26 protein-coding genes, 1 tRNA gene and 1 pseudogene are annotated in these 26,200 nt (G+C 58.5%); 16 read left to right on the top strand and 12 right to left on the bottom strand.

What is annotated here, in order from left to right; all coding sequences use genetic code 11:
- Window positions 1-151 precede the first annotated feature (151 nt).
- Window positions 152-778, bottom strand: coding sequence for a hypothetical protein (locus NKH60_RS28435; protein WP_352831448.1), 627 nt, complete (start codon window positions 776-778; stop codon window positions 152-154).
- 263 nt (window positions 779-1,041) lie between these two features.
- Here NKH60_RS28435 and NKH60_RS28440 point away from each other — a divergent pair, with 263 nt between their 5' ends.
- Complete coding sequence (locus NKH60_RS28440) at window positions 1,042-1,947, top strand: alpha/beta fold hydrolase (RefSeq protein WP_352831450.1); 906 nt, start codon at window positions 1,042-1,044, stop codon at window positions 1,945-1,947.
- On the opposite strand, the gene NKH60_RS28445 is transcribed toward NKH60_RS28440, so the two are convergent.
- A tRNA-Ser gene (locus NKH60_RS28445) sits at window positions 1,942-2,026 on the bottom strand. The two genes, NKH60_RS28440 and NKH60_RS28445, sit on opposite strands and share 6 nt — an antisense overlap.
- Window positions 2,027-2,164: 138 nt before the next feature.
- On the opposite strand from NKH60_RS28445, the gene NKH60_RS28450 reads away from it, so the two are divergent.
- The gene (locus NKH60_RS28450) at window positions 2,165-3,475 is read left to right on the top strand and encodes a tyrosine-type recombinase/integrase (protein WP_352874208.1); all 1,311 of its coding nucleotides are present in this window, start codon (window positions 2,165-2,167) and stop codon (window positions 3,473-3,475) included.
- 280 nt (window positions 3,476-3,755) lie between these two features.
- On the opposite strand, the gene NKH60_RS28455 is transcribed toward NKH60_RS28450, so the two are convergent.
- Window positions 3,756-4,643 carry a carbon-nitrogen hydrolase family protein gene (locus tag NKH60_RS28455; RefSeq protein WP_352874209.1) on the bottom strand — a complete coding sequence of 296 codons (888 nt, stop codon included), beginning with the start codon at window positions 4,641-4,643 and terminating at the stop codon, window positions 3,756-3,758.
- Between the two features lie 285 nt (window positions 4,644-4,928).
- On the opposite strand from NKH60_RS28455, the gene NKH60_RS28460 reads away from it, so the two are divergent.
- The 3 genes from NKH60_RS28460 to NKH60_RS28470 are packed head-to-tail and all read left to right on the top strand — an operon-like array spanning window position 4,929 to window position 8,197.
- A complete protein-coding gene (locus NKH60_RS28460; protein ID WP_352874210.1) occupies window positions 4,929-5,324 on the top strand; it encodes a sugar dehydrogenase complex small subunit in 396 nt (131 codons plus the stop codon).
- Complete coding sequence (locus NKH60_RS28465; RefSeq protein ID WP_352874211.1) at window positions 5,317-6,999, top strand: GMC family oxidoreductase; 1,683 nt, start codon at window positions 5,317-5,319, stop codon at window positions 6,997-6,999. Before NKH60_RS28460 ends, NKH60_RS28465 begins: the two co-directional genes overlap by 8 nt.
- A gap of 4 nt (window positions 7,000-7,003) precedes the next feature.
- Complete coding sequence (locus NKH60_RS28470) at window positions 7,004-8,197, top strand: ferritin-like domain-containing protein (RefSeq protein ID WP_352874212.1); 1,194 nt, start codon at window positions 7,004-7,006, stop codon at window positions 8,195-8,197.
- A 17-nt stretch (window positions 8,198-8,214) separates the two neighbouring features.
- Here the strand turns inward: NKH60_RS28470 and NKH60_RS28475 are convergent, their stop codons facing one another.
- Window positions 8,215-9,351, bottom strand: a complete 1,137-nt coding sequence (locus tag NKH60_RS28475) for a hypothetical protein (RefSeq protein ID WP_352874213.1) — start codon at window positions 9,349-9,351, stop codon at window positions 8,215-8,217.
- A gap of 482 nt (window positions 9,352-9,833) precedes the next feature.
- Here NKH60_RS28475 and NKH60_RS28480 point away from each other — a divergent pair, with 482 nt between their 5' ends.
- The 6 genes and pseudogenes from NKH60_RS28480 to NKH60_RS28505 form a co-directional block, all read left to right on the top strand.
- A complete protein-coding gene (locus NKH60_RS28480) occupies window positions 9,834-11,132 on the top strand; it encodes a hypothetical protein (RefSeq protein ID WP_352874214.1) in 1,299 nt (432 codons plus the stop codon).
- Between the two features lie 13 nt (window positions 11,133-11,145).
- On the top strand, window positions 11,146-12,129 hold the full coding sequence (locus NKH60_RS28485) for a phosphoribosylaminoimidazolesuccinocarboxamide synthase (protein ID WP_352874215.1): 984 nt from the start codon (window positions 11,146-11,148) through the stop codon (window positions 12,127-12,129).
- A 31-nt stretch (window positions 12,130-12,160) separates the two neighbouring features.
- Window positions 12,161-12,466, top strand: coding sequence for a hypothetical protein (locus tag NKH60_RS28490; RefSeq protein ID WP_352874216.1), 306 nt, complete (start codon window positions 12,161-12,163; stop codon window positions 12,464-12,466).
- Between the two features lie 10 nt (window positions 12,467-12,476).
- Window positions 12,477-13,004 carry a P-loop nucleotide/nucleoside kinase family protein gene (locus NKH60_RS28495; protein WP_352874217.1) on the top strand — a complete coding sequence of 176 codons (528 nt, stop codon included), beginning with the start codon at window positions 12,477-12,479 and terminating at the stop codon, window positions 13,002-13,004.
- 148 nt (window positions 13,005-13,152) lie between these two features.
- Window positions 13,153-13,416 (top strand): DUF982 domain-containing protein, encoded by a 264-nt coding sequence (locus tag NKH60_RS28500; RefSeq protein ID WP_352874218.1) that lies wholly within the window; start codon window positions 13,153-13,155, stop codon window positions 13,414-13,416.
- 69 nt (window positions 13,417-13,485) lie between these two features.
- Window positions 13,486-14,064 (top strand): annotated as a pseudogene (locus NKH60_RS28505) (SOS response-associated peptidase); the annotation flags it as partial.
- 388 nt (window positions 14,065-14,452) lie between these two features.
- On the opposite strand, the gene NKH60_RS28510 reads toward NKH60_RS28505, so the two are convergent.
- Window positions 14,453-15,208 carry a hypothetical protein gene (locus NKH60_RS28510; protein ID WP_352874219.1) on the bottom strand — a complete coding sequence of 252 codons (756 nt, stop codon included), beginning with the start codon at window positions 15,206-15,208 and terminating at the stop codon, window positions 14,453-14,455.
- A gap of 154 nt (window positions 15,209-15,362) precedes the next feature.
- Here NKH60_RS28510 and NKH60_RS28515 point away from each other — a divergent pair, with 154 nt between their 5' ends.
- From NKH60_RS28515 to NKH60_RS28525, 3 genes are all read left to right on the top strand, one after another.
- Window positions 15,363-15,824: a hypothetical protein gene (locus NKH60_RS28515; protein ID WP_352874220.1), complete on the top strand. Its 462-nt coding sequence runs from the start codon at window positions 15,363-15,365 to the stop codon at window positions 15,822-15,824.
- A gap of 926 nt (window positions 15,825-16,750) precedes the next feature.
- A complete protein-coding gene (locus tag NKH60_RS28520; protein ID WP_352874221.1) occupies window positions 16,751-17,221 on the top strand; it encodes a hypothetical protein in 471 nt (156 codons plus the stop codon).
- Window positions 17,218-17,346 (top strand): hypothetical protein, encoded by a 129-nt coding sequence (locus tag NKH60_RS28525; protein ID WP_352874222.1) that lies wholly within the window; start codon window positions 17,218-17,220, stop codon window positions 17,344-17,346. The genes NKH60_RS28520 and NKH60_RS28525 overlap by 4 nt, the downstream gene beginning before the upstream one ends.
- Window positions 17,347-17,639: 293 nt before the next feature.
- Here NKH60_RS28525 and NKH60_RS28530 read toward each other — a convergent pair whose 3' ends face one another.
- From NKH60_RS28530 to NKH60_RS28560, 7 genes are all read right to left on the bottom strand, one after another.
- On the bottom strand, window positions 17,640-18,338 hold the full coding sequence (locus tag NKH60_RS28530) for a hypothetical protein (protein WP_352874223.1): 699 nt from the start codon (window positions 18,336-18,338) through the stop codon (window positions 17,640-17,642).
- A 177-nt stretch (window positions 18,339-18,515) separates the two neighbouring features.
- Window positions 18,516-20,738, bottom strand: a complete 2,223-nt coding sequence (locus NKH60_RS28535; RefSeq protein ID WP_352874224.1) for a S8 family peptidase — start codon at window positions 20,736-20,738, stop codon at window positions 18,516-18,518.
- Window positions 20,735-21,880, bottom strand: coding sequence for an AAA family ATPase (locus NKH60_RS28540; protein ID WP_352874225.1), 1,146 nt, complete (start codon window positions 21,878-21,880; stop codon window positions 20,735-20,737). Before NKH60_RS28540 ends, NKH60_RS28535 begins: the two co-directional genes overlap by 4 nt.
- 176 nt (window positions 21,881-22,056) lie before the next feature.
- A complete protein-coding gene (locus tag NKH60_RS28545; protein WP_352874226.1) occupies window positions 22,057-22,962 on the bottom strand; it encodes a HesA/MoeB/ThiF family protein in 906 nt (301 codons plus the stop codon).
- Window positions 22,959-23,540, bottom strand: a complete 582-nt coding sequence (locus tag NKH60_RS28550; protein WP_352874227.1) for a hypothetical protein — start codon at window positions 23,538-23,540, stop codon at window positions 22,959-22,961. Before NKH60_RS28550 ends, NKH60_RS28545 begins: the two co-directional genes overlap by 4 nt.
- The gene (locus NKH60_RS28555; RefSeq protein WP_352874228.1) at window positions 23,459-23,791 is read right to left on the bottom strand and encodes a hypothetical protein; all 333 of its coding nucleotides are present in this window, start codon (window positions 23,789-23,791) and stop codon (window positions 23,459-23,461) included. Before NKH60_RS28555 ends, NKH60_RS28550 begins: the two co-directional genes overlap by 82 nt.
- Window positions 23,788-24,486: a multiubiquitin domain-containing protein gene (locus NKH60_RS28560; RefSeq protein WP_352874229.1), complete on the bottom strand. Its 699-nt coding sequence runs from the start codon at window positions 24,484-24,486 to the stop codon at window positions 23,788-23,790. The genes NKH60_RS28555 and NKH60_RS28560 overlap by 4 nt, the downstream gene beginning before the upstream one ends.
- Window positions 24,487-24,653: 167 nt before the next feature.
- On the opposite strand from NKH60_RS28560, the gene NKH60_RS28565 reads away from it, so the two are divergent.
- Together NKH60_RS28565 and NKH60_RS28570 are read left to right on the top strand one after the other, a co-directional pair.
- On the top strand, window positions 24,654-25,058 hold the full coding sequence (locus NKH60_RS28565) for a helix-turn-helix domain-containing protein (RefSeq protein ID WP_352874230.1): 405 nt from the start codon (window positions 24,654-24,656) through the stop codon (window positions 25,056-25,058).
- Window positions 25,039-25,950 (top strand): ImmA/IrrE family metallo-endopeptidase, encoded by a 912-nt coding sequence (locus NKH60_RS28570; RefSeq protein ID WP_352874231.1) that lies wholly within the window; start codon window positions 25,039-25,041, stop codon window positions 25,948-25,950. Before NKH60_RS28565 ends, NKH60_RS28570 begins: the two co-directional genes overlap by 20 nt.
- Window positions 25,951-26,200: the final 250 nt, after the last annotated feature.

A 26,200-nucleotide genomic window follows, 5' to 3' on the forward strand; every position in this document is an offset into this window, starting at 1 on the left:
GGTTGGAGCAGCGCCGACATCGCGATCAGCATTGCTCCGGTCACGAGTTTTGCATGCATGGGATTTCTCCTTGTGATCTGCCCCCCAATTTGTCATGCGGCTGCTGGCTTCGTGGCGGGAGGGTCGGCGCCGCGCATGATCGCGGCAATGATTACGATCGCCGGGTCGCGCTCGAGCCCATTTTTGGATCGGGCTCGCCGGCATATGGAATCCTGTCGGCCGTATCATAATCCTCATTGCACCAGCGCCCCACGACGTCGCCGACCGGAAGGTTCTTTCTCGCCCATTTTTCCAGTTCGTCAAACCGCTTCGCCACGTCGCCGTCATAGGCATCCATGCTGCCGAGACGGTAGCCGGGATATGGGCTGCTCAGATCCTCCTGCATCTTCCAGATCACGCCGCGGCCAGGGACCACAAATGCCGGGTGAATGTCCCGCGCCAGCGCAATGCCGCGCTTGCGGTATTCCGGCTTCAGATCGCCGAGACGCGCCAGGGCGAACAGCCACATCGCCAGATAGTGGAAATACTGGCCGTCGCGATCGGCCGCTTCGCCGATCCTCAGTCCGCGCCGGCGGCCGAGCACACGCTCGACATCGGCCACCAGCCGCGCGGCTTCGCCCAGCCAGCGCTCTTCGCCAGTTTCCGCATAAAGCGAGACGTAGAGCACGACCCCAAAGGCATCGGTCCAGAGATAACGCCAGCCGTTGGGCCAGATGCCTTCGGCGCGCATCCAGTCGAGTTTTTGCAGGACATAGTCGACGTCACGCAGCATCGTCACGCAGCATCGCGCCAAGCCCCGAACTGGCAGAGCCGGCCCGTGTTCGGTGTCCCGCGATTGTGAGCATGCGGCATGTCTGCCTCCGCTCCGATTGGCCTTAGCCAGATACCGCGAAACGATCTGATCGGCGGCAGGTTCCTTGGCCGCTGTCACCGGCGCGACCGGGAACCCTCGACCTGATCATGAGTTTCGGATCCAGGCGCTCACAACGGGATGCGGGGGTTACCAGTCATTTTCGGAGCCTTTCGATCGAGGAGGCAAAGTTGCGACACCGCCAAATCAGAGTTGACGGAACTACTGTCTTCTTTCGCGAGGAAGGCCCGGCCGACGCTCCCGTGCTTCTGCTGCCGCACGGCTATCCCTGTTCGTCCTATCAGTTTCGAAGGCTGATGCCCGGACTGGCTGATCGCTGGCACACGTTCGCCCCGGATTTTCCTGGCTTCGGCTACAGCGCTACGCCCGACATGGCTGCATTCGGCTACGATTTCGAGACCTATGCCGGGTTTTTGGCGGCTTTCGCGGACGCGCTCGGCCTATCTCACTATGCGCTCTGGCTGCACGATTACGGCTCGCAGATCGGATTGCGCCACGCCATCGCCTATCCGGAGCGCGTTGCCGCGCTTATCATCCAAAACGGCGACATCTACGAAGACGTGCTCGGCCCGAAATACGCAGCCATCAAGGCGTATTGGAACGACAAGACGCCCGACAAGCATCGCCCGCTGGAAGAAGCGGTGAGCGAGGAGGGCTTCCGGCACGAGTTCATCGGTGAGGTTGGCGAGGCCGTGGCCGAGCGCGTGCCACCGGATCTGTGGAAACTCCATTGGCCTCTGATGGACACGCCGCCCCGTCGGCGGCTTGCGGTCGGCCTGATGGAGAAGCTGGAGGCGAACCTCAACTGGTTCCCGAAATACCAGGCTTATCTGCGCGAACGGCAACCACCGACACTGATCGTCTGGGGTCCCGAGGATGGCTATATGCCGGCCGCATCGGCCCGCGCCTACAAGCGCGACTTGCCGCAAGCAGAGCTCCATCTCCTCAATGGCGCCGGCCACTGGCTACTGGAAACCCATTTCGATGAGGCGCTTGCGTTGGTGCGCGACTTCCTCGCACGCGTTCACAGCCGAGCACCGACGCGACCGTCAGGTAACCAGTTGAAAGCGTGGTGATCCCGACAGGAATCGAACCTGTGACCTACAGATTAGGAATCTGTCAGACGGTCTTTCCTGTTGTTTCTCAATACGGGCCGTTGTACGATTGCGATCCTTCTAACGCATTCAAGTTGTTGTTATTTTCGTACTGCGCGGCTATGATAGCGTACACGAAACGACAGATCCAGCCAGGTCGAACACCGCGCAATTGCCGTATTAATGCCGTACTAGTTTCATGACAGACCTTCGACTCGCCCTCACTGACCGCGCCATTGCAAGCCTCGCGCCGGCGTCATCGGGACAATATTTTGCTCGAGACACCGATCTGCCGGGCTTCATGGTGCTTGTGGGCAAACGGCAAAAGACATTCGTTGTCCAGGGTGATCGAAGGAAGGCGGGCAAGCGTCTTTCCGTCCGAATGAAGGTTGCCGAAGTTGGAGAACTCACAACGCGCGCGACGCGGGCGAAGGCCAAGGACATTCTCGGGAAGATCGCCAGCGGCATTGACCCTCGCGCGTCGACGCGCAAGCCGGACGGCGATGCTGCCCAGGTTGATTTGCCATCGATTGCGAACCCCACGCTGCGCATAGCCTGGGAACGCTACCGCGACAGGCATATGAAGAACAAAGGCCGAAGCGATGGGACGATCAACAACTATCGTGACCACGTCGAGCGGCTGTTGGTCGATTGGCTTGACGAACCCCTTTCCAAACTGGGGAATGATCCTTCCCTCGTAACCGTGCGGCACGAGAAACTCACTAAGGAGAATGGCGCTTACATCGCCAATGGCTGCATGCGAACGCTGCGCGCCGTCTACAACCATGCTCGCAAGGTCGCCCGCACGCTGCCGGCGGACAACCCGGTCTCAGCCATAGACTGGAATGCCGAACATCGGCGCAATACCGCGCTCGGGCTTTCGGATCTCGAGGACTGGTTCGCTCAACTCGCGGCATTGAAGAACCCTGTTCGGCGGGAACTTCATCTGTTCATGCTGCTGTCAGGCCATCGCCCTGAAGCGATCAGGAAGGCGCGGATCGAGCATGTCGATTTTCGCGCGCGTATCCTGCACATACCGAGGCCGAAAGGGGGCGAGGTCAAAGCGTTCGACATACCGCTTTCGCGGGCCATGATCCGCTGCATGGTTCGCGTCATGCGCATTGGTCGAGCTCTCTACGCCGAGCAATCGCGTGAGTGGCTGTTCCCGGCCGACAGCCAAAGCGGCCACATCATCGAGCACAAGGAGAAACGCAGCGATCTGTCGAAATGGGGAAACGACCTGCGGCAGACTTTCCGGACAATCGCCCAGGCTGCAGGCGTTGCCGAGCTGGACGTCCACCTTCTGATGAACCACTCGATCCCAGGCGTTAATGCGGGCTACATCACACGGAACAAGCTGCTGAGCGACCACCTGCGCCAACAGCAGGAGTCCATCTCAGGGCGGATGCTCGAAGCCGGGCGGTCGCGACAGAATAAAACGAAGCTTCGCGCCTGGCCCGTCCTTCCCAGCAGGCGCCTCCTTTCTGATCTGATGAGCGGCAAAGATTAGCGGCTTCAAACGTGTTCGGGGGTTTGAGTCGGTAGACCGCTACATCGCGAGACCCACTATCGAAGAGGCGTTCTTCTGCTATCGACGGAACGCGGCTTAGGAGCGCGCTGTCTTGCCTGCAGATGATTGACGATTGCTTTGGGTACGTTTTGCCAAGTTGGCTTCCGCTGTGTTTGACAGTGCCTCGACGGCGAACGGCGATGATTGGGAACAACCGCATCCGTCTACGCTCGAATTCGCGCGCGTCGGGCTAATGCGGGGGCTGCCGATCTCGCTCTCTCTATTGAAGCGGGATATCAAAAATCGCCATTTCTTGCTCTTCGTCGGCAACGCCCCCCACATTTCCCCGGGGGGTCGCATAGCCACTGGTCCCACAGTACCAGGATGGAAGAAAGCGACCGTAGGGACGTGGTCCCACTGAATTTGCACCGACAACGTAGGCCGATCCCAGATGTGCCGCCGCCTGCGCTGCGAAGCCCGTCGCATTGAAGCCAGTCTTGCCGCACTCTGCGGCCGATCCCGCCGTAACGCCCCAAGGAATAATGACGAGTTCTGGCCTCAGCGATTTCAGAGCATCTAACGCCGACGTGTCGAAGGTATATGCATCGGCACATACTAGCATGCTTATGCGACCAAACGGGGTCTCGACGACTTCAACATCGCTGAGCGGACCCGGTGTGTAGCTGCATCCTTGCGATCCATACTTGACCGGACACTCAGTGAACGCATTTTTGATGACGTTGTGCTGGCGGTAATGCAGGACTAATCGGCCTTCCGAATCTATTAGTATGCCGGAATCAAACACCTCGTAGATGGCCGGGTTGGAGGCTATCTGTGGGCCTCTCTCTGCCAGGCCCGTCGCAACCCAAACACCTGCTTGCTTCGCAATGGCCGCGAAGGCGGCCTGCGCCTGACCGGGAATTGGCTGCGCTTCATAAAAAACCTTTGGATTGAGCCAGCCAAAAACTGCCTCTTCCGGATAGACTACGATCTCGGCCCCCCGGTCCTTCGCAGCCTTCGCGTAGCCTAACATCGCGCCGAAGTCTCCCACCTTGGAAGAGTTTAGCTGAACCACGGCCACTCGCACCGGCGGGCGTGGTTCGTCGGCCCGGAGCTGGCTGCCCAAAAGGCAAAGATAGACAAGGAAGAAAAATGCAATTCGTGTCATCAGTTCCCCTCCAAGATTTGCGTCTTTTTCTATTTCGTCTCCGAAGGTATCAAGGGAACGCCCGCCTATCCAGTAGACTTGGCTGTAGGAGTGCGTAATGTCACAAGTAACAAAACTGTGTCAGTCTTAGCTCGTTCGATTCAGCACTTGGGAGTGCCTGCCGCGGCGGCTAGTGCCATCCAGACCGTGCCTTTTGTCATAGATGAGGACCGACAATCGAAGCGTACGGCTTGCTTGAGGCAAAAGGGAGGGAGCAGGAATTATGGTAACTGGGGATAAAAAGGCGTGGCGACATTTCTAGAAATGTCGAGGTTTGTGACCGGCTACTCCGATATCGGCGGGGAGCTTGAACAGGTCTACGCCACGATCATGTCCTCGAAGCCTGATTGGGCTTCAGAACTCGCCAGCCTCTCGATCGCTGTCGATGAAGCGAAGGCCAATGCCGATCCAGAGGCGGCCTTGATGGCCATGATGGAGCAACAGCCGGAGGTTGGCCGTGTGGCACGACGGCTCGCACATCTCTGGTATACCGGGCGCCTTTCAGCCGAGAATGGTGTCGATGCCGCATTCGTTAGTGAAGAGGCGTATTTCGGGGGACTGATCTGGCGCGCCGCGCGAGCCCACCCGCCGGGCCTTTCCGGCGGCTATTTTGGCCACTGGAGGTATGCTCCAGATGTCTGATGATCTTGACCGCTGCGACGTCGTCATTGTGGGTGCCGGTGTTGCTGGCGCCCTCATTGCCTATCGTTTGGCCGCCGCTAACTACCGCGTTGTGATGCTTGAGGCCGGGCCGGCGAGCGGGAACCGGCAGGATCTAGTGGCGGACTATTCGCTTGCGGCAATCAAAACGCCTCGTTCCCCATATGCCGACAATCAGCCTCCGTCTCCGGTCTGGAGCCCCGATTCAGAAAAGGACTACATCCAGTTGGGGCCTTCGCCTTTCAAAAGTACGTATCTGCGCCGGGTCGGCGGGTCGACGTGGCACATGCTTGGAAACATGCCGCGCCATTTGCCGGCGGATTTCCGATTGGCGACCTCTTATGGAGTGGGCGTGGATTGGCCGATCGATTACGACGACCTGGAGCCGTGGTATTGTGAAGCCGAGACGGAGCTCGGTGTTGCCGGCGATCATGCGGAGCTCAATGGCCTGCACGGAGCATACCGTAGCCGTGCCTTCCCAATGAGCAAGATATGGCCGGCTTATGGCGATATCGTCGTTGCGAAGGCTGTCAAGGGGTTGACCTTCGATGGAGCCGATGTCCGGGTGTTGACTACGCCCCAGGCCCGAAACTCACGACCGTATGACGGCCGGCCTGCCTGCGCCGGAAATTCGTCCTGTGTTCCCATATGTCCAATTGGCGCAAAGTACGATGCCACTGTGCATGTCAGCAAGGCTACGGCCGCTCGTGCGGTTCTGCGCACGCAGGCGGTCGTGACGCGGATCGATCTTGATAGAATGACCAGACGCGTCTGTGCTTTGCGCTATACCCGGTGGGACGAACAGGGGCGGCGGGACGAGAGACGTCTCCAGGCCGACTTTTACGTCATTGCAGCTCACGCAATTGAAACACCCCGCCTCCTGCTGATCTCTAGCGACCGTGACGCGGCGCCCGCCGGCGTGGCAAACAGCAGCGGTCAGGTCGGCCGCAACCTAATGGATCACCTCCAGGGCCAGATGGCTGCTGTCGTTCCGCAGCCGCTTTTCCCCTATCGCGGGCCACCAACCACGGTCGGCGTCGATACGTTTCGCGACGGTACGTTTCGGGCGTCGCACGCCGCCTTTCGACTCTCGATCGGCAATGACGGCATGGGCCGGGTCGAGACTCCGTTTGCGGCTCTTGAACAAAAGCTTATGGACGGCCTGATCGGATCTCGATTGAGGGTCGCGTTAGGTGATCGGCTGATTCGGCAGTTCCGAATAAGCTATTCCACCGAGATGCTGCCTTCCGCCGACAATCGCGTGACACTTGCTGGTGCAGTACCCGATTCGTTTGGCATGCAACGCGCCCAGCTTTCCCTGCACCTTGAGGATTACAACCGCCTGGCCTTCGAAAAGGCCGCGGCACTAATCTCGGGCATTTTCGATCGCCTCAAGATCCCAGATGCTGATCGCAAACCCCAACCGAAAGATACCTATTCCGGCGCAGGTCACATCATCGGTACAACGCGGATGGGAATTGATGCAGGTAGCTCGGTCGTAAACCAGCACTGCCGCGCTCATGAGCACGACAACCTCTTTATCGTCGGCGCTTCCACCTTTCCCACTGGTGGAACAGCCAACCCAACCTTGACCGTCGCAGCCCTGGCGCTGCGGGCGGCATCGAAGATTTCCTCGTTGCTGCAAAGGGGATCGTAGATTCATGCGGGCAAGCCGATCACGCCTCTTAAGCCTGCTCACGGAGGCATGCGAACTCGAACACGGCCTAGCATGCTCCTATCTGTTCGCCGCGTTCTCGATCAAGCAAGGCCTCGACGAGGGTGGGTTGAGCTGGAAGCAGCTTCAGGCCGTAAGGCTGTGGGCCTCAGAAATTTACATGGTCGCAGCCGAAGAGATGCTCCATCTTGCCCAGGCTTGGAACATCCTCGCGGCCGTGGGCGGATCGCCGTACTATCTGCGACCGAATTTTCCGCAAAGCCGTTCGTACTACGGCTTCGATCTGCCGCTTGCTCTGGAGTGCTTTGGGCCGTCCGCGCTCCGTCGCTTTGTGTCATACGAAACGCCGGCCGACCAACTCATCCTTCCTGTCGATACGCGAACCGATGATGACGCACCGGCAGCCTATCGATCGGTCGGCCAGCTTTATGCGCTCATCCGCGAGCAGATTCTTAGCCTGCCGGAGGACCAGCTTTTCTTTCAAGGCGCCCAAGGCGAGATGGGGCCTGACATCACCCACTTCCCCAACATCATTCCGATCAAAGACAGGGCCTCGGCCCTCGCTGCGATCGATATGATTACGGAGCAAGGTGAGGGGACCGACTACGACCGAGGAGACTCCCATTTTGCTGTCTTTCAACGGACATTGGCTTCGCTTGCAAGAGAGAAAGAACGCGACCCCGCCTTCGAACCAGCGCGACCGGTCCTTGAAAATCCTGTGCCCCGGATCCGGGGCGACTGGAACGCCCATGGAAAGGTCAACCTGATCAGAGACCCGTTCGCGAGCCAACTCGGTGATCTGTTCGACGATGTTTACTCGCTGATGCTGCGATTACTGCAGCATGCCTTTGCGTCTGGCCCGGCGAGCAAGGTTGCGGAGTTATTCTGCGATACTGCAATCAACGCAATGACGACGGTAATCAAGCCACTTGGCGAAGCGCTCGCCAAGCTTCCATCGGGCCGAGGCGACGGCTCGCATGCGGGCGCTGCCTTCGGGCTGACGCGTCACGTCACGCTTCCCGCTCCCGAAAGTATTGCACTTGCCGTTGCGGCCGAGTGCGCTCACGAGCTCGCCGAAACTGCGGCAGAGCTCGCCGCCTCGGAACATGCGCCTAGCCAACTCGGGGTAGCCGAGGCAAACCTGAAGCAGATTGCGGATGCCTTGGCGTCAGCTAGATGACCACCGACAAACGTGACTTAAGGATAAGGCGCTAGGAAGCTATCAGGCAGAGGCCGCCGCTGATCGTCGACGATAGTGATCGGACGGGCTTCGAAGACGACCTGGCCCGGCTTGTAGCGAAAGGCGCCGTCGCGGCCGATAAGAGAGCCCATCGAGAACTTTCGGGCTTGGGTCCAGTCGCCATTTGCTGCGGCGAAGTCGCTTAGCAGCACCACCTCCTCGTCGTTGGCGCGCATGTAGTCGAGCAATGTGCTGGCATCGTTGAGCGCTTCTCGTCGTCCGATCCAATCCACGCAGCGCCGAAAGAGCTTCGGATCGAAGCACTTCGAGCGGAAGGAATCCGTTCCTCGAATTGAGTTGGCACCATTGTCGTCGAGATCGGTGTCACGCATCGATTTCGTCGTGCACAGCCCTGGCTCGAAGTCACGCAAATGGTTTGAAACATTGCTCCTCAGCTGCGATCTTCGTGCACCGTCAGACCCGTGTGCGGCGAAAAGATCGGCGAGACGCTGCATCTCGTGCAACGTCATGCTCCCGTAGAAAGAGCAGAAAGCGAACCCGTCCGACAGAGCAGCATCGTTCAAGACGACGTCCTGCCCGTTGTGCGAAATCGCTACGTATCCAACAACCCTACCGAAAACATCTGCAGCACCGTTGATGCTGTCGGCCAGTATCTTGAGCTTTGCGGTGACCTTGACTTCAGGGTTCGCGGGGTCATACGGACCTATGCGGAGCTTCGAGCGCAATCCGTTAGCAAAGAAATCCGTACACAGCTTGCCGTACGGCTGCCGGTACGACATCTGCCGCGACATATGTTTGGCGATCCATTTGGCGTAGTCGCCGTCGAACATGCCCTCGCGAAAGTTTGGGGCATAGTGGGCCTCCGGCGCATCGATGCCCTGCAGACGAACTGACAATGAACCTCCGCCGCTGCTGCGGAGAATTGCCTTGAATCGTTCTACGCCCGGCTCGTTGTCGTCCGGCTGGAAGGTGCCCCCGTGTTCGAAGTACGTGCCAACCTTAGCTGGCGCGCTATCCGAAAAGTACGTCGCGGTTGTCAAATCCGGAATAAATTTCAACGTGTCGACATCAGATACTCCATGAGGCCAATATTGAAAAACATCGACCTCACCTAATATCTCAACATAGCCCATTGCCCCACCCCCACAAACACTAAAGGAGAGTGAGACCAATATGCTTGATTTTCAAGTCGTTTCTCCCAGAGAGCGAATCTTAGTTTCAAGGATGAAATTTTGGCAAGCAAAGGAAGATCGTCGGTCTCACGTGGCTCGGCCACCGATCGGAAGAGTTTCAACGTCCCACGGCTGAATGGCAAATGATACTCGAGAGGGAAGCTGCAGATGGCTGCTGAGCATTCAATGAGCAATTAGCTTTCCAACAGACGACGTCGGTTGGAGCCGGCAACAGTGACACGAGGACATTCCAGGCAGCAGATTTGGCTGTCTCTGCTCCAGGATTGCATCGTCTGCGCTGAGACGGCGTGATTGGCCCATGTCTCCTTGGATTCTCAAGTCCTCTACACCCTTCGATTGCCGCGAGTGTCGGCTGGCTTTCAGCGGCGGAAACGCCTACGCTTCCCGCCGTTGACAACTGGTGCCCAACCAATTGAGTGCAGATGCCGACTCCTAAAGCGGTAGTGGACGTGCATCGCGTGGAGCATCCGCCATCCTGGAGGGCGCAGCCATTCACTGTCGATTTTATTCTCCTCGGCAGCGACTATTGCGAGGCCGATCTGATCGACATCCATCGATGGGCCTGGCAACAGGGTCTGGCAAATTCTCGCTGCATTTCACCTCAGACGCTGTCCTGGTCATCCCTGTTTCAGCCTCGCTTTTTCGAGGCCGTGCATCCGCGCCCAGCAGCCGCCAGCATGAGAATGGCTTATCCCGGTTCAGATGGGCTGATCGCAGACCTGGGCGAACAAACACGATTCTGGATTCAGTCAGTCCTGTTCCTAGCGTCCGTCACGATGTCGGCCGCCATTGTGCAAGATAGGGCGTCCGATGGAACGATCGGGAGCAAGTATGACAAGCTTTGGCAGGCCGGCCTGCTTCAGGCGCAGATGCCGCAACTGGCGGAAATGGGCATTTGCGACGCTGTAACAGCGTTGGCAGCCCGAACGGATCGTTCGAAGGTCCAAAGGCTGCTCGACCTGCGGCAATTGTTCGATCACGTGGTCGAGCGGCTTGGCGCTTCTGTGACCGCTGAGCGAGCCAGCATCAAGCAAATCGATACATCGGACCCGCGCACCAAACGTTTCGGCTTCCTCGATGACCTCCGAGACAGTGTGCGGGGACTGCAGGCGATCATCGTGTATGGCTCCAGCGTCTTGAGTGAGAGGTTTGCCGACTATGACGTGGTGCTGGTAGTTGACGACGAAACGGTGACCCTGCAGGAGATGGCCAACACGTGCCCGACTTGGGGCGGGAAGGAACTGAACGTCGGCGTCTACACCCCTCGGCAGCTGTGGAATATGCAACTTCTATCGGGCGACAATCTCGCCGATTATGGCCTTTGCCTGTTCGGCGAGGTTGAATTGCCGCAAAAGCAGACTCCAATGCTCCTGGCTCGCAATCTCAGCTTCGGCATGCTTCGGCTGCGCCAGCAGCTCGGCATGATCGGATATGCGCTGCAGGCAAATAATTCAGATGCCAACGATCGTCGAAATCTATATAGTTACTTTGTGAAAATTCCTGCCAATATTGCGAAGGGAACCTTTGGCGCAGCCGGGCGGTACTGGCCAAAAGAAAAAGTTCAGCAGTGGCTGGTTGACCTTTGCGGCTTTGATACTGCTTATCAAGAGCAGCGTGTTGTCGCGGAGGGACCGGCAAACGCGCTCGCCGCCGCCGCAACTGCAACAGAACAGACGCTGAGGCGCCTTGACGAAGATTTTCGAATACTGCGCCCCAAGTGAGTGAGAATCAAACGTGGCAAGAGCCGCAACTTCGTTTCGATACGCATCTGAGGTGCTCCTCGATCAGTGCGCCGATCTTGAACTTCCCGTCAGGTTTCTAGGCGGCCTGCCGGATGGATTCACCATCGAGGGTCCGTCTGGAGAAGTCATTTCTATTCGCCTCGTCGGCAGTGCCGACTCGATGCTCGAACAGGTTCTGCGCGGTCTTTCGGTGACGTTCGGCGAACTGAAACTTCTGGCGGTCGGAGAAAGCAAGGAGGTACGCCTTCTCACACCTAGAATTGCGGTCGCCAGGCTTTTGCCGTCGGTATATTCATTCACTAACAACCGGTACGGAATGGTCCCAGGGACCGAACGCGTGCGCACGATTTTCTGTGCCGAGGTTTTCCGTGCAATGACCCGACGACCTGGCCCCCAGCATTTGTCCAATGCGTTCCTCGGCTTGGTCGACAGTGACCAGGGACTTCTTCTCGCGGAGCATGTCGTGACACCTGGAAATCTCGAGGTTCGCGTCAAGCGCTACCACATTGGCTCCCCGGTGCATCGCTATCGCTACACCGAGGCCCAAGAGACTGCTTTCGGTGGAACTCCGCTGGCGCGCTGGAGCCGTTTCGAGACGCCGGTCGTATGCTTCGACTGGCGCAATCCTCTTGAAGACGAAAATGGCAAGCGTCTGGCAGACGAGCCGCTGCCCGACGACTACGCCAGCATCTGGATCGACGATTGCGTGCGCGCCAAGCAACTGGCTCGCGACACGTTCGCTTGGCTAGAAGAGTTGTTTGCCGAACGGGGGCTTCAGCTCATCGACATATGCTTTTTCATCGATCGTACCGGCTCCGTCATTTTCGGGGAGATTAGTCCCGATTGCATGCGCGTGCGAAGTCGCGCCGCCGACGATAGTGAGGCGTTGGACAAAGACCAATGGCGGTCGGGCGGTGAGCCAGCCGCCGTTCTCGATCAGTATGAGAAGCTTTACCAGATCATGTTCGCATCATAGTCAGTATTCGTACAAGAGAGAGGAGATCCCGATGCCCACAATGACTATTAAGAACCGGAGTTCGAAAATATCTCCTGGTGGTGTAGTGACTCTTCCGCTCTCGGCGCGAAAAACTCTGCGGATGGAACCGGGTAAAGGAACGCGCGTGGCTGTGACTATGATGAAGGATTGTGTTGTGCTCCGACCTGATTCCAGCAAGTCGGGATCACGGGTATCGCCAAAAGGGCAGATGGAGCTACTTGGCGAACCCCGTGCGGTGCTTGAGAAAGCCTCGCACCGTCATTACTGGCTCGAACTCGACGACGAGCAGCAAATCGTGCGTCTGCTCCCCTATTAGGAGTTCCAGGTTGACGGATCGGGTAGTTGCGCTGGACGGGCATGATGCAGCCGGCAAGACGACCTTGGCGAAGCTGCTGGCGGATAGCGTGGGTGCGCAATACTTGCGTCCGTTCGGCAATTCGCATGGCGCGGCGCTGATGCTTGCCTACAACAACGGCGACAGTGAGGGCGTCCTGAGTGCAGGATTGCGCGGCATCACCGAAGCGCTGGATCAAGCTGCAGGCAGGGCGGTAGTGTTAGACCGAGGGTGGCTGACGATCGCGACACTGCTACCCACCGATTTTTTTATGGCCCGATGGCGACTCTGGGTGCCAACGGCACTCCTTTGGTGCGATCTGCCGACAACGCTCCGACGTCTGGGCCAGCGCAAAGACGAAAAGCTTGAAACAGCCGCATGGCATGAGGATTTCCTTGCGCGCTACAAGGACCGGAGGCTTTTTTGCGACGGGCCGACGATACGAACGGATCTGAACGACCTCAATCATTGCCTTGACGAACTTAGGGCGTATTTCGGGGAAATCAGCCGCGGAAGCTAACGCGATATGTTAGCGGAGGCGATTACTGAGACATAGGAGAGGTTGAGGCCGACGCGCGAAGACGCGTCTCGGTTCTTCTGCTCGTTCTAGGCCGGGGGAACCTATTGGTTCATCTCGAATTGAGTCGCGTTCGGGTTTGGGAGGTTGCGTGCAAGACCAGCGATTTGAAACGCCTGTGCATGTGGCGCTCGGAAGGTCGAGGAACACCGTCTTCACCGTGGACCGAGTAGCCCAGGCAGCTGACATTTTGCTGAACCGATGGCCGGCGACAACCGGCAAGAAACGTGTCGCTGCCCGCAAAGCCTGCCTTGGCGTGCTCGAGGGCCTGAAAGAAGCCCGTGACGCCCGCAAGGCCTTTGTTGAAGCTGCAAAGGAGGCAGATATCCTCGTTGAGCGGGATCCGTTCAGTTGAGCGCCTCCACTTTTCATCGTGCGCTCGATAGCCTTACTGTAAAAAGGTCGCCCAGGTCCGGAGCCTCCCATGTGCAACGACTACGAACAGCATGTACTTTGGGCTGAATATTGCCGGATGATGGCGTCACTGGCGCTCAAGATACCGAGCCACCAGACCGAACTCGATTTGCCCCAGTCGGATGACGTTCGCATCAGTGACCCGGCGCCAATAATGCGTACCGGTGACGACACAATCGAACTGGCGTCGATGACGTTCGGATTTCCGCCGACCGGACCAAAAGGCGGGCCTGTGTTCAACTTTCGCTCCGAAGGCCGGCAATTCGGGAATAGCAAACGCTGCCTCGTTCCTGCGTCCGCGTTCTTCGAATTCACAGGCACGAAATATCCGAAGGCGAAACATCGCTTCACGCTCAACGGCTCTCCTTTCATGGCCGTTGCAGGGCTTTGGCGTGACGCTGCCGGCAACAAGCCGCCCACCTTCACCATGCTGACGACCGATCCTGGGCCGGATGTCGCCCCATATCACAACCGGCAGGTGGTCGTCCTTCAGCCGGGGGATTGGGCGGCCTGGATCAATCTGACAAAGCCTGAGGCTGAGCTCTTGCGGCCGCTTCCGGCTGGTTCGCTCTCGGTGGAGACAGTTCGTCCAGCTGCGCAATATCTCCGGTACGCTGAGCGGCCCGAGATCGAGAACCAGCGTGTATTCGCCCGTGCGGCGCCAGACGCCTCGCACCTTTCCATTCTCCCGATCACGCCTCGGATCGAACATCTGCCCTTCGAAGTGATCACGGAACGCCTCCGCGGATGCGGCATCGCTGAAGCAATGGAGCCGATAGGTTTCATATTTGCCATTCGGCCATATCGCCATATCGCCTGCACATGCCGCGTCTGGTGCATAAATCCTCGTTCCTGGCAGAACTTCGCGATCATGGTGAAGTTCCGATCGGTGCAGAGGTCATCCGGCAGCGCAACCTGGTATGGCCAGTCGCGATCTATGACCGATGGCGTTGGTGAGCCCCGACTGCACTCGACCACTATTCGAAATGCATTGACTGGCCGCGCATCATGGCCAGCGTCAGCGCGATTGCAGGGTTTGCCAGCGGCTTCTCCATATGCAAGGAGCCGTCGAAATCACGCCACGCCGCCATTCGCAAGTCATCATCGTCATCGCTGGCGGCGGGGCCGAAAACGTGGGCATCACAGGGATCTCGGTCAATCTCGATTGTCCAGTCCTTGAGCGCCTTGCGAGCCATCTCTTCGACCTGGGCAAGGTCGCTGGTGAAAAAGGGGATACGGTCTCCATCTTCCGAAAGCGGCTCAACCTGCTCCAGCGTCGGCCGCTCGGGAACCCAACCGAGAACGAAGGCGATATCGAAATCGATCTGGCGGTCCCGGCCGGTCGTGATCTCCAGCCGCTTGACGACGTCAGGATAGAGCTGCTTCCGCTCCGGCCAGGTGTCTGGAATCGCCTCGGCTTGCAGCTTCGTGCGGGGAACGTTGATCAGTTCCATGACCTGATGGTGCGGGACTTTGTCCTCCGGCCAGCCCGCACAACATGCCGCGGCTGCAGCCTCATCGGCTTCCAGCCAGACTGTGGCGGCCCGGTCCTCGTCCTCGGTAGGCTTGTCGTCTTCTGGAAAGCCTTTGATATCCCACCCTTCCAACGCAAACAGCCCTTCCGCGCCTTGCAGAGCCGTAATGCCGGCGCGTGCAAACACTGCTTCGGCTGCCGCGATGCCGCGTGCGAGTTCCTGGGACCTTGCGCCCTCGATGTTCAAGCGAAGTTCCATGGTTCGCCTCCTATGACCTAATGCAATAGTGAACGAAAAGAGAACGGAGAGTCAAGTGTGCCCTTGACGAGAGAGGAATATGTTCCTTATTTCAGCGTGATCTGGAGCAGCAAAGGACCATGGCTCGGCGTCAATCGCGCTGGCCGGCGAAGCTATGGCAACAACAGCGGAAGACAATTTTCGGATCGAGGTTTGGGATCGCGAGGAGAAGGCCTTGTCGGAGACCATTTCGCGTTCCCCCGATTCCACGGTGAGTCAGGCAGCCTGGCAGGCTGCTATCCGCCGCCGCCCAGGGATGTTGCTGATCCACTACAACAGTCGGCATGTGATGGAGAAAATCCTGACACCCGGCGAGGTAAAGATCCCGCCACAGGCCATCGTCGACGGCAGCGTTCACGCCGGCCTCGATGTTGCGCTCGGAGATCTTCGCGAGTGGCATATGTTGCGGGCCTGGTGCAGATCCTGTTCGCACCATGCAACGGTGAAGCCTGCCGCGCTCATCACGCGCTATGGACGGGGGGCGTTGTTCAGTTCGGTCGAGCGAGCGCTTTTCTGCACGAGTTGTGACAGGGGCGGGCCTGTCAGGCTGGAAATTCACAAGCTGCCACGCATTTGAGGGGTGTCGAAGGGACGCAAAACCTGATCGACTTCTTCCAGGCCAACTCGGCGCTCGTGCTGGCAAATCCAATCGCCTTGCGACGATCAGTGGCCGGTCGGCTCCAATCCTGATGCAAAGCCATGCGGACGGCCACGGACGGGGACAGTCGGTCCCGCGTTCCGTCCTGCGGCCGGCGCTATGCTGACGCTCCTACGGCTGTCCTGTTAACCGCCCGCGGCAGAGGCGAATTTCCTCTGTCCTGCGCGCGACAAACGTCCGCTGTTGCGGTCGCGCGCAGGACTGCGGTTTATGCGCCGTTCTTCCTTGGAGCGCCAATGGTCTCTAGCGCGCGGAGATCGAAGAGACAAAGATGGCATGCCGCATCCGAGCTGCGGGCAAGTCTTGACACCAGTGCAGTTCCGCGCGAGGCCGAAGCAAGCATTGCTGTCGCAGCGGCTCCAGCAAGCACCGTCGGGGAATTTTTTGCTCGAGACACGCGTCGTACAGGGGAGCAATAGCATGCTCCTCAGATTGGTGTGATTGATGATGGTTAGCGCATCAATCTAGCAGTTCCGGCTTCGTAGCTGCTTCTGAGCGAAGAGAGCCAACAGCATAATCCGGACCACAATCGCGCTCGAACAGCCCCAGCGGACGATCTCGTAAGATTGTTGCGTTCGGCAGGGATTAGCGATCAATTTTCCAGCCTCCTTGCGTGACATAGCTGGCCACAAGTTCGGTGCAGGACTCGGGGTAGAGGCGGGGTGATGGCGACAACACCGAGCTGGGCGTTGGTAAACACGCGGGACATCTCTAGCGCGATCAGGGCCACGAATGTTGTTTGGGGTTTGACAGCGTCTCGATTTAACTGTCGATATATCTCCTATTGACAGACCGACTTCTTCCTTATAGACCGATCTGCAGTTACATCAGATAGGAGAAAGACCGTGGACTTCAACTCACGTATCCAGAAACGCGCAGCCGGGCATCGCCACGGCCGCGTCCTGTTGGAAATCGCTTCTCGGGAGGAGGTGCAGCAAGATATGCTTCGCCGCATTCGTCTTGGCGAAAAGCCTGTCACGGCGCTCTCTTTGCCGCTCGTCAAAGCGATCGGCGAGATAGATGCTCAGGACGATAGCCTTCGCCGACTCGCGGGTGAAGTGACGGCTGCCGTTGTCGAGGGGCAATTCGGCTGCCTGCGCACTACAGGCTCCAAGGTCATTAAGGACGATTTGGTATTCGCGTCTGGCCAGCCCTTCAAAGAGGGACCAGTCCGTCGCTCGCGCGCCGAAGCGGGGTCACATGAACGCGGATCAGACCTCGCTGTCGCAGAGGTCTTGATCAAGCTCCTCGGCGACGACAACCTTTCGGCGATCGAGGGGCTGGTAGCCGACGAACTTCATCGGCGGGCGGCGTGACCAGCATGCTCATCATGGCAATCATCACCACCCATCACTGTCGCAACCAGGACGACGACGTCGTCGTCACCATGGTCGACACCATCATCGCCATGCCGACAATGATGGTGTCGTCAACCAGATGACCATGGTGATAGGGTAGGGAGTCAGTACACACTACCCCCAAAATGAAGAAAGGAGGCCGCAAGAGACCTCCTTCTCCAATCTCACCACCCGATACGTGGTCTATGGTAGTTCTTGGCGCTTACCGCCTGACCCTACCTGGTGCCGCTCGGACCTGTGCAGCTCTTAACCACACCTTATGTTTAACGACCATGAGGCATAAACATGGTCGCGATGTTTCCATCGAACGCGCCCCCAATGTAGAGCATCCGGGTACGGAGTCAAGGTGCAATGGGTATGCAGAGACCACGCTACCCTAGCTCCTAGGCAGGCCACTTAACAGGCAGAGACCCGACACCTGGCAATTCTTGCCTCCGGTCAGGATGCTTGAAGCACTACCCAAGGTCGTGCCCGAGGACATGAGGTCATCGACCAAGAGCACTCTCTGCTCCTCTATATCGGGCAACTCACCTGACAGCACAAGAGGGTCAAAGAACCCTCTGATACCAGTGTCGATACCCTTCATCGACACTGACTTGATACCATGGGCACGCCTCCATAGGGCGATCTGCGACTTGTACTCGGAACTCTGGCTGGGCGTGAGCTTCGGGGGCAACTCCTCACCATACTGCACGACCATCTCCGCAGCGGTCTTCTTCCTAAGGAACGTCGGTTCGAGAAGCGGCTTGCCTATGACGGCACACACCATCTCGGCGACCTCGCGGGCAAGGCCATTGCTGGAAGGCAGAGGCATCACGTGGTCGTGCTCCTCCAGTTCGTGCGCGATCGATGCCACGATAGCCTGCGCACGATCCATCACCCGCGTCCGATACATCGGAACAATCGTGAAACTGTTGATTCCCTTAAGAGCATAAATCAGCGGATTGCCATCGCCGTCGCCCTTTTGCTGTTTGTGGCGAGTGAACACGTAGCGGACGATCATACCGTCCACTTCTTCAACTACTGGATTATGGTCGAGGGACGTATTGACCCTTTTTTGATGCGTGTCGTCCAACTGGACGGCCTTGCCAACTACATTAATCCCCACCAAAGCCCCCGGCGATCTTCTTTTGTTTTTGCGTTCTTTTGACCGCTTCCCTCAGTTAGGTCTTTCAATTGTTTTTGCCACATCCGACTGACGAGGAGTGTCATCGGCGTGTCGAGGGAAATGTGCACAGCCCAACCGGCTGGCTTAAGTTGTGATTGGAATTTCTATAACGGGGCGCAGGGCTTCAAGCTGCTGTGCGTATTTTCTCACGACCTTATCGTAGAGATCGCCCAGGTTTCTGGCGTGCACACTGATCACGAGCGCGTAGGGTAATTCTTCCGTTGGCGCGAAGTCACGTCCGCCTAGGCGTGCATTGTAGTGAATGTCGAGCACTGGATTTCGCAACGTCTTGCCCATAAATGACACGCGCGTATGCAAGCAGTTTTCCCACTTCCAGGCGTCGCGACGCAGTTCGTCTTCCATCAAGCCGCTTTGCGTCTTGCCAAAAAAGCTCTTGGTGCCAGCGTGCACCTGTTTGGGGTCTTTGCGCTTTTTATCGTGCGGCCGGAATGTCGGCTCAAGGCCAGCACGGGTGTAGTTGCCCGGATGATGCGGGTCGACGCCGGTCGGATAACAGAGTGTGGCGGTGATTGCGACCTTCCCCGGAATGATTTCAGATGGAAGCGGAATGGGCGCGCGGATATAGCGCGTCGGCGCAATGGTACCTTGATAAACGACGCGCACGGTGTCGTCGCCGCAAAGAACGATATCTTCGACTGACCGTGCTACGCGCCCACGCCCAACCTCTTCGCAGGGGTGGTCACACGCTTCGGTTGTATGAACCAGAAGAGCGCGGATCGCCAGCATGCTCAAGGTCTCGCCGAAATGAGCACGCAGGCCGGCACCTAAACGAAGCACGGATGGCGCGGCGAACGAGGTGCCTTCGGTGGCTTCCAGCGCGAACGCTTTGCCGTCATGAACAACGATGAAGGGGCGCTGCAAGCAACCGCCAAATTCCACAAAGTCAGGCTTGACCACGCCCGGGCTGCGGCCCGGGCCGACGGAACTGTAAGTGGCGCGCTGCCAAGGCGCCTCATGGCTGTCGCATGCGCCGACAGCGAGCGCGTTGACGCAGTCCGCCGGCACTTGAATGCGGTTCAGCCCGTCTTCAGCAGAAAGATGGCCGTTATTGCCGACGGCAATAGTCGCAAGCGTTTGGCCGCGCGACAAGCGGTCATCGATAACAGCCGTCCAGGCATGCACATCATCATCCTCGACGGGCGGATAAGGACCGATGCTCAGATTGACGAATTGATACTTCTTTTCCACCAGCACCCGGTCGATCCGGTCAAGCACTTCGTAGAGTTCATGTGGGTCCTGACCGGGCATCGTGTCGAGCACACGGTAATGGTCAACCGGAGCATAGGGGCGGCTAAGCCCCTTGGAAGGGTCGATATGGCCGAACAAGAAAGCTGAGCTGACGCCGACGCCGTGTTTCTGAAATTCGTCGTACGCATTTCCAATTCCCGGCGGCTCAATCGGCTTGACCCATTTGGTGATTGGGTGCCCGTGGGGAATGCCGCCGTCGAAGATGGCGACCCGGATACTGGGATCAAGCGGTCCCTCGGTCGGCAATTGCAGGGCTTCCATGGGCACGCGCGACGAACGGAAGCTGGGGCGGAGAATGCGCAGCGCCGGCATTTGCCGAAGCGCGCGGACCGGCGTGAACATTGCGATACGATCAGCCAGTTCAACAGGCGCCTCCAGCTCGACAAAGCACAAGCCCCCGGCGGCAAAGCGACGGTCCAGTGGTTGGTCGATGCCCATTGTCTTCAGGTAGTTCCTGAATTGCGTTGTAACGCTCGTTGTTCCCGTGGTGCCGCCGCTATGGAGGACGGCTTCGAAAACGAGATCCCCCTTCCTGGGCAACTGGCCCTTGATCTTGTCGCGTATGGTCGGCGCAGCCACTTCCTCGATGGTCGGGAGATCTTTGGCGCCGGCAGCTTCCTCCTGCCAGCCGGGCAGTGACGAGCGCCACGCGCGGAATGCAGAGCGCGGGCCTATGACGAACAATTCCGTCGTGATCGTTTCTTCGGGCTCACGCCCCTTGGAGCGCTTCTCAGGTTTAATGCGGCGCGGACGACTGCCAATAGGCTCAAGCCCAAGAGTTTCGAAAAGCCGTTCGGGGAAATACGACTTGGCAATGTATTCGGGATTCAGAGTGACCGTCGCAACTGCGCGGTCGTTCGGGCAAGCCTCGTCGGGTAACTGATCAATGCCTTTCACCGCGCGCGTCAGCATAGGTGCGATACGGTCGCGGGCCTGGGTGAAGGTGTATGGATGGCTCTTGGGGGCGCCACCACGGACCCCGGCGACATCCTCGACAAGGCGCTCGCCCTTGCCGAGCAAAAAATTGCGCTTCGTCATGGGGTCCCTTTCGCGCTCCGGCTCTTAGGTTTCGTTTTCTTTTTTGCAGCGCGCGTGCGGATCGCGTCACGAGAGATTCCGGTCAGCTCACGCGCCTTGCGTTGGGAAAACAACCCTTGATTGACAATAGCTGCCGCAAGGTGAATCCGGTGGGTTTTCGGGATCGATGCATTGGTCAGCAGCCCCGCAAGGCGCTCTTCAAGAGGCGCATGCCCCAAGACCGCAGCGCGCCGCGCCGCCGACAGCTCGCGTTCGATATCGCTAAACGAGTGCCCTGCAAAAGCGACGGCCAACAGGCGGCTCCACTCCGAGGTCGCCGGAAAATAGGGCCGGAGTTGACCTTCGATAAAACGCTCGATGGCATGCTGGTCCGGAAGCGGAAACTCGATGTGCAGTTCGAAGCGGCGCCAGATGGCGGGATCAAGAAGGTCTGGGTGGTTGGTGGCTGCGAGCAGAATGCCCGATGACGGCCAATCGTCAATCTGCTGGATGAGCACTGTTACAAGGCGCTTCAACTCGCCGATCTCGCCCTGATCGTCGCGGCGCTTGGCGATAGCGTCCAGTTCGTCAAGCAGCAGAACGCAGTCAATTTTCTTGGCATATTCCAGAACATAGCGAAGATTGCTGCCGGTGCGGCCCAACAGGCTGCTCATCACCGCAGCAAGATCGAGAATGAGAAGCGGGCGCTTCAGCTCCCGCGCAAGCCACCGCGCCGCCATGGTCTTGCCGACGCCGGGCGGCCCAAGGAAGAGAGCGGAACGCGTGGGATCAAGACCGGCCCGGCTCAATGCCTGCACGTTACTGCGTTCCTCAATGATCTGTGTAAGGGATGAAGCGAGATGGGGTGAGAATACCGGCTCATGCTCAAGCATGGGCTCGGCTTCCACGCGTATAAGATGCATCCGGGAGTCCAGATCGACCGGGAGCGGCACTTCCGCCTGTTTGCGCAACGGCGAAGCCGATGACGGCGATTCATGCAGAAGCGCGGTTAGCGCATCAGCGAGCTGCGGCACCACAGGATGATAGCGCTTGGCGGCTCTGCGCAAGATAAGATGCACGTCTTGATGCCTGCCGGTCAGGGCAACCCTGGCGAGTTGCAGGAAATCGGCTTCAATGCCATTTTTTTTGTTATCTCGGGTCATGTTACTCGCAAGACATGGGAATTGATCGGGCGCGTCACCGTAAGGGCGGGCGGACGAATTCTCAATCCCGAATTTTCTATTCGTCCACATATCAGAATAACCCATTATAATCATGGATTTGGATATGGACGAATGCCGCCAGCCATGTGTTTGTGATGTGCTCTCTCCTGCTTGCATCAGCGCCCGCCCCGCCGCACCCGATTCCAGACACGCGACCACCACCGCGCAGGTGGCAGAGGTGGTGCAGCGACAGCAACCGGCCGCGCGGCAAACTTCTGCTTGCGAATGTCGAAGAGCGGATCGCCGGTCTCGTCTGCGGGATGATGCGGGCAGACATGGTTTTTCAGCAGTTCCATGCGCGGGTTACGCGTAAGCGTCCCCTTGTTGCCATCATAGTCCAGGAAAACGAAACTGGGCGGGTTCGGATACCACGACGTTAAAATCTGCGTCAGCAGGCCGACGGCGGTAGATGCGAGGACGCCGTTTGACCATACCACCTGGGGACGCGAGCCGGCCGCGCCGTACCGCTTGGCTTCCTGTTCCAGCCGCTCGTCGGTGATGAAACCGCAGCACCGCATGCAGGGTGCGCCCGGCATGGACAAGATTACCTGTCCGCTGACAAGAAAGCCGTTCTTGCCAAGGTCATGAACATCCATCCCGATGTCGACATAGGGGATCAGGTGCCGGCGCGCGAAGCGCTCAAGCTGCTCGCGTTCCTTGAACCCGTCGACGGCTCCCAGAATGACGTCGCAGAGTTTGAGATCCTCGACGGCATTATGCCAGTCGTCTTTGATCGAGATAATCCGGGCATTCGGCTGAAGCCCGCGTATCAAGCGTTCGGCAATCGCAACCTTGGGCAAACTGACCGCTACATCGGCGAGCGTGCTGCCGATCAGCCGGTTCGTGTTGGTATCCTCAATGACGTCGGGATCGGCGTTGACATACCCGCCTATCCCCATATGCGCGGTCTGCTGCACAATGTGAGAGCCACCGCCGCCAAGTCCGACAATGCCGATAGTGGCGGCATCGAGGATTGCGTCGCTGTGGGCGCCAAGAAAGCTCTGTCGATCAAGGCGGCTCATGCGGCGCTCCACTGGCGAAGAGGCATGCCAATTTCAGCGAAACGGGCAATGAAGGGTTGAGCCGCGGCGCGGCCGAGCCACACCTGGCCAAACGCGGCGGCATCGCTCAGTACAATCGCGCCATGCACGGCATGGGGAGCGACCGACACGAAATTCGGCACGAACTTCGCGTTCTCCCGCGTGTCGACGCCGCTAAATCCCGGCACGCCTTGGCCGCCATGCGTATGAACATGAAATATTGCCGCGCGATCATCCATCGCCCATTGGCGCGCGCGTCGAATAGCGGCTGCGCTCATCATGGCACCGACGCTTCGATCTTCCAGATATTCGTCGTCGTGCAGCGGGCGATATTCGCGGGCAAGAATGAGAAGCTCATTATGCGCGGCCGCGAGGCCGGTGGCGATGAAGCCGACGCGCTCATGCGCAAAGGCATGTGGCCGGTGGAGATCGGTTCGGATCGTGCTCAGCAGCGCATTTGTGATCTTAAAGCGAATATTCATGCCACAGCCCTCAAATGTGCGCTGAGCATTTTGGTCCACGGCATCGAGGCGGGCACGTTGTTCCAGGAAGGCGCCCACCAGTTTCGCTCGACCACACGGTGCTCTTTCCAGTTAGCGCCCTTGCTTTGGATTACACGTTCAAAGAACAGCCGCGTGATGTAGCCGGAGTGCGCGAACGGTACCAAGAGAAGGTCCATCACATGAGGCTGGTCGCCGGCCATAAAGCGGAAGGCCGGCAACAGGATCACTGGCTGGCCGCCCTCCTTCAGGAGAACGGCCTCCCGGTGCATCGCCATGACATTGGCGAAGTTGTTGCCGGTGTCGCTCACGACGAACCCCCGCACGGCACCTGCTCGAAGAACTTCATGCCCTCTTTCACCCGGAGCTTGCCTTCCGACTTCAGCGGCGTGAGGTGGCCTTCTTCGTTGATGTATTCGAGAACGTAACCCTCCTGCACCCCGAACAGCTGCTTGAGCTGAGCGGTCGAATAGGTGCCGCGAGGAATTTCGCGCGGGTCGTTTTCGAAGAAGACGGTGATGAGCCGCTTTTCGGTGTAGAGATGCTCGGTGCCGGCCTTGCCGAGATCGAGCACATCGTTCGGGCCAAGATCGGTGTCCTTGCCGTCACCTTCCAGCACCAGCACCTCGTCGCCATGGACATGGCCGATGAGGCGCAGTTCCGGCTCGGGAATGGTGCCAAGACCCCATTCGTAGCCATGACCGTTGAGAGTAAAGCGGGAGATGCGGTCGCTTTTGAACGCGCGAAACTCTTCCGTACCCTCGATGCGAAGGTCGACCGTCTCGTCGAGACCCACCGACTGGCTGCTGTGGCGCAGAAGCTGGATGAGCACATAGTCGCCCGCCGGCTTCAGGCCCGTCTTGTCGAGAATGTGATCGCCCTTCGGCGTCGGCTCCTTGAACGTCACCGTTGCACCATTCACGCGGGTGAAGAAGTGCCCATCCGGACCAGGGCCACGCGAGGCCTGGGGCTGGTGGCTTTCGCCACCGGTTACTACATTTTCCATTGAGATCACCGTTTCGTTCAGCTTCGGATCCGGCCCGATGCCGGCTCCTGAGTGATAAGATATGGTGGCATGCAAAGAAAATCAAGCACTTTCTTTGCGTGCTTGACATTCTTTTCAACAGCAACTAAAATATTCAGATGAATCAATGCCTTTGAAGGAGAACTGCCATGGCTAGAAAAAGCGTGGGAGCGGATGTCGGGCTCACGCTGGGACAATATCTCGCTTCAATCCGCGAGGACCGTGGTCTCTCGCAGCGCGATGTTGAGAAAGCGACCGACAAAGTTGTGTCGAACGCATACTTAAGCCAGATCGAGAATGATCTGATCAAAAAGCCGAGCCCGAACGTGCTGCATGCTCTCGCCGAGGTGTACGCAGTGAGCTACGAAAACCTGATGGAACGCGCTGGCTTCGTCTTCCCGACGCGGTCACGTGCCGGCGCAGAGCAGCGACACGGCCGGGTTGCAACTTTCGCCGACCACAATTTGACCGCCGAGGAAGAAGCGGAACTCGTTAAATTCCTTGGCTATCTACGAAGCAGCAAGAAGAAACCTGGTGGCCAAAGCGGACGATAGCAGCCTCGATCCCGAGCAATTGCGCGCCGTGCAGGCGACTGCACGGCGCGCCCTCGACCGTGCTTCCGGCTGGGGCATCTTCCCCACTCCTATCCCGGCCATTCTTGAGGCGGCTAAGATTAAGGTTGCCCCCGCGAGCGCCTTCGATCCCCGCCGGATCATGGACTACCTGATCGGCAAAACAGAGCGCGTGGCACGCGCCATTAAATCGGCAATCTCCAAGACCTTCGGCATTTTAGACGCCGATGAATCCCTAATCCACATTGACCACACGGTGCATCAATCAAAGCAGAATTTTCTGAAGCTGCATGAAACCGGCCACCACGAGATTCCCACGCATCGAAAACTTTTCCGGTTCTTCCAAGACTGCGAAAAAACCCTCGCCCCGGACATTTCCGATCTGTTCGAGCGTGAGGCCAATAACTTTGCCAGCTTCGTCCTCTTTCAAGGGGACGGCTTCCGCACGATGGCTGCGGATCATGCATTCGGTATTAAGACGCCAATGAAACTCGCCAAAGAATTCGGCGCGTCGATTTACGCATCCTGCCGCGAATATGTCCGCTCCAGCCATCGGGCCTGTGCGATCTACGTGCTCGAGCCCGTAACTTTTTGCGGGCGATCTGGCGCACGGGCGGACGTGCGCAGAATCGAGACCTCCCCGCTATTTCGGCAGCAATTCGGACAACCCTCCGAGCAGGTGATCACGCTCGATCATTCACTGGGACGTGTGCTGCCGGTGGGCAGACGCATGACCCGGCCAACCACCGTTTCTATGACTGACCGGAATGGCCAGGCGCACGAGTGTATCGCCGAGGCCTTCGATACGACGTTCAACATTTTGATCCTGGTTTATCCGGTGAAGGCTCTGACCAAAAAGACCATCATCTTCTAGAGCCTGACCTACATCCGATCAGACACCCACGAACATACGTCGATATCTCCTTACGTTGGGTCTGGTCGACCCGTGGTGATCTCCGCACCGAGGCGACCCTGCACGCTGACAGCTATCGGCAGACCACTGTGCGTAGGCGAAAGCGCCACCTCAGGGGCGTCAAATCCAGTCGCGGTCTGTTCCAATCACAATGCAGCTTCCACCGCCTCCTTGAGGGAGAGATGGTCTTGGCCATCTCTCCCTCGCGAAT

The organism is Mesorhizobium sp. M1006 (assembly GCF_040318825.1).
Classification (GTDB): Bacteria; Pseudomonadota; Alphaproteobacteria; order Rhizobiales; family Rhizobiaceae; genus Mesorhizobium.

Bases quoted from the DNA above. Each gene is read 5' to 3' on its own strand.
- NKH60_RS28565 (WP_352874230.1), top strand. From the start codon at position 24,654: ATGGCTAGAAAAAGCGTGGGAGCGGATGTCGGGCTCACGCTGGGACAA.
- NKH60_RS28450 (WP_352874208.1), top strand. From the start codon at position 2,165: ATGACAGACCTTCGACTCGCCCTCACTGACCGCGCCATTGCAAGCCTC.
- NKH60_RS28490 (WP_352874216.1), top strand. From the start codon at position 12,161: ATGCCCACAATGACTATTAAGAACCGGAGTTCGAAAATATCTCCTGGT.
- NKH60_RS28465 (WP_352874211.1), top strand. From the start codon at position 5,317: ATGTCTGATGATCTTGACCGCTGCGACGTCGTCATTGTGGGTGCCGGT.
- NKH60_RS28545 (WP_352874226.1), bottom strand. From the start codon at position 22,962: ATGAGCCGCCTTGATCGACAGAGCTTTCTTGGCGCCCACAGCGACGCA.
- NKH60_RS28475 (WP_352874213.1), bottom strand. From the start codon at position 9,351: ATGGGCTATGTTGAGATATTAGGTGAGGTCGATGTTTTTCAATATTGG.
- NKH60_RS28480 (WP_352874214.1), top strand. From the start codon at position 9,834: ATGCCGACTCCTAAAGCGGTAGTGGACGTGCATCGCGTGGAGCATCCG.
- NKH60_RS28455 (WP_352874209.1), bottom strand. From the start codon at position 4,643: ATGACACGAATTGCATTTTTCTTCCTTGTCTATCTTTGCCTTTTGGGC.
- NKH60_RS28470 (WP_352874212.1), top strand. From the start codon at position 7,004: ATGCGGGCAAGCCGATCACGCCTCTTAAGCCTGCTCACGGAGGCATGC.
- NKH60_RS28540 (WP_352874225.1), bottom strand. From the start codon at position 21,880: ATGACCCGAGATAACAAAAAAAATGGCATTGAAGCCGATTTCCTGCAA.
- NKH60_RS28560 (WP_352874229.1), bottom strand. From the start codon at position 24,486: ATGGAAAATGTAGTAACCGGTGGCGAAAGCCACCAGCCCCAGGCCTCG.
- NKH60_RS28510 (WP_352874219.1), bottom strand. From the start codon at position 15,208: ATGGAACTTCGCTTGAACATCGAGGGCGCAAGGTCCCAGGAACTCGCA.
- NKH60_RS28515 (WP_352874220.1), top strand. From the start codon at position 15,363: ATGGCAACAACAGCGGAAGACAATTTTCGGATCGAGGTTTGGGATCGC.
- NKH60_RS28535 (WP_352874224.1), bottom strand. From the start codon at position 20,738: ATGACGAAGCGCAATTTTTTGCTCGGCAAGGGCGAGCGCCTTGTCGAG.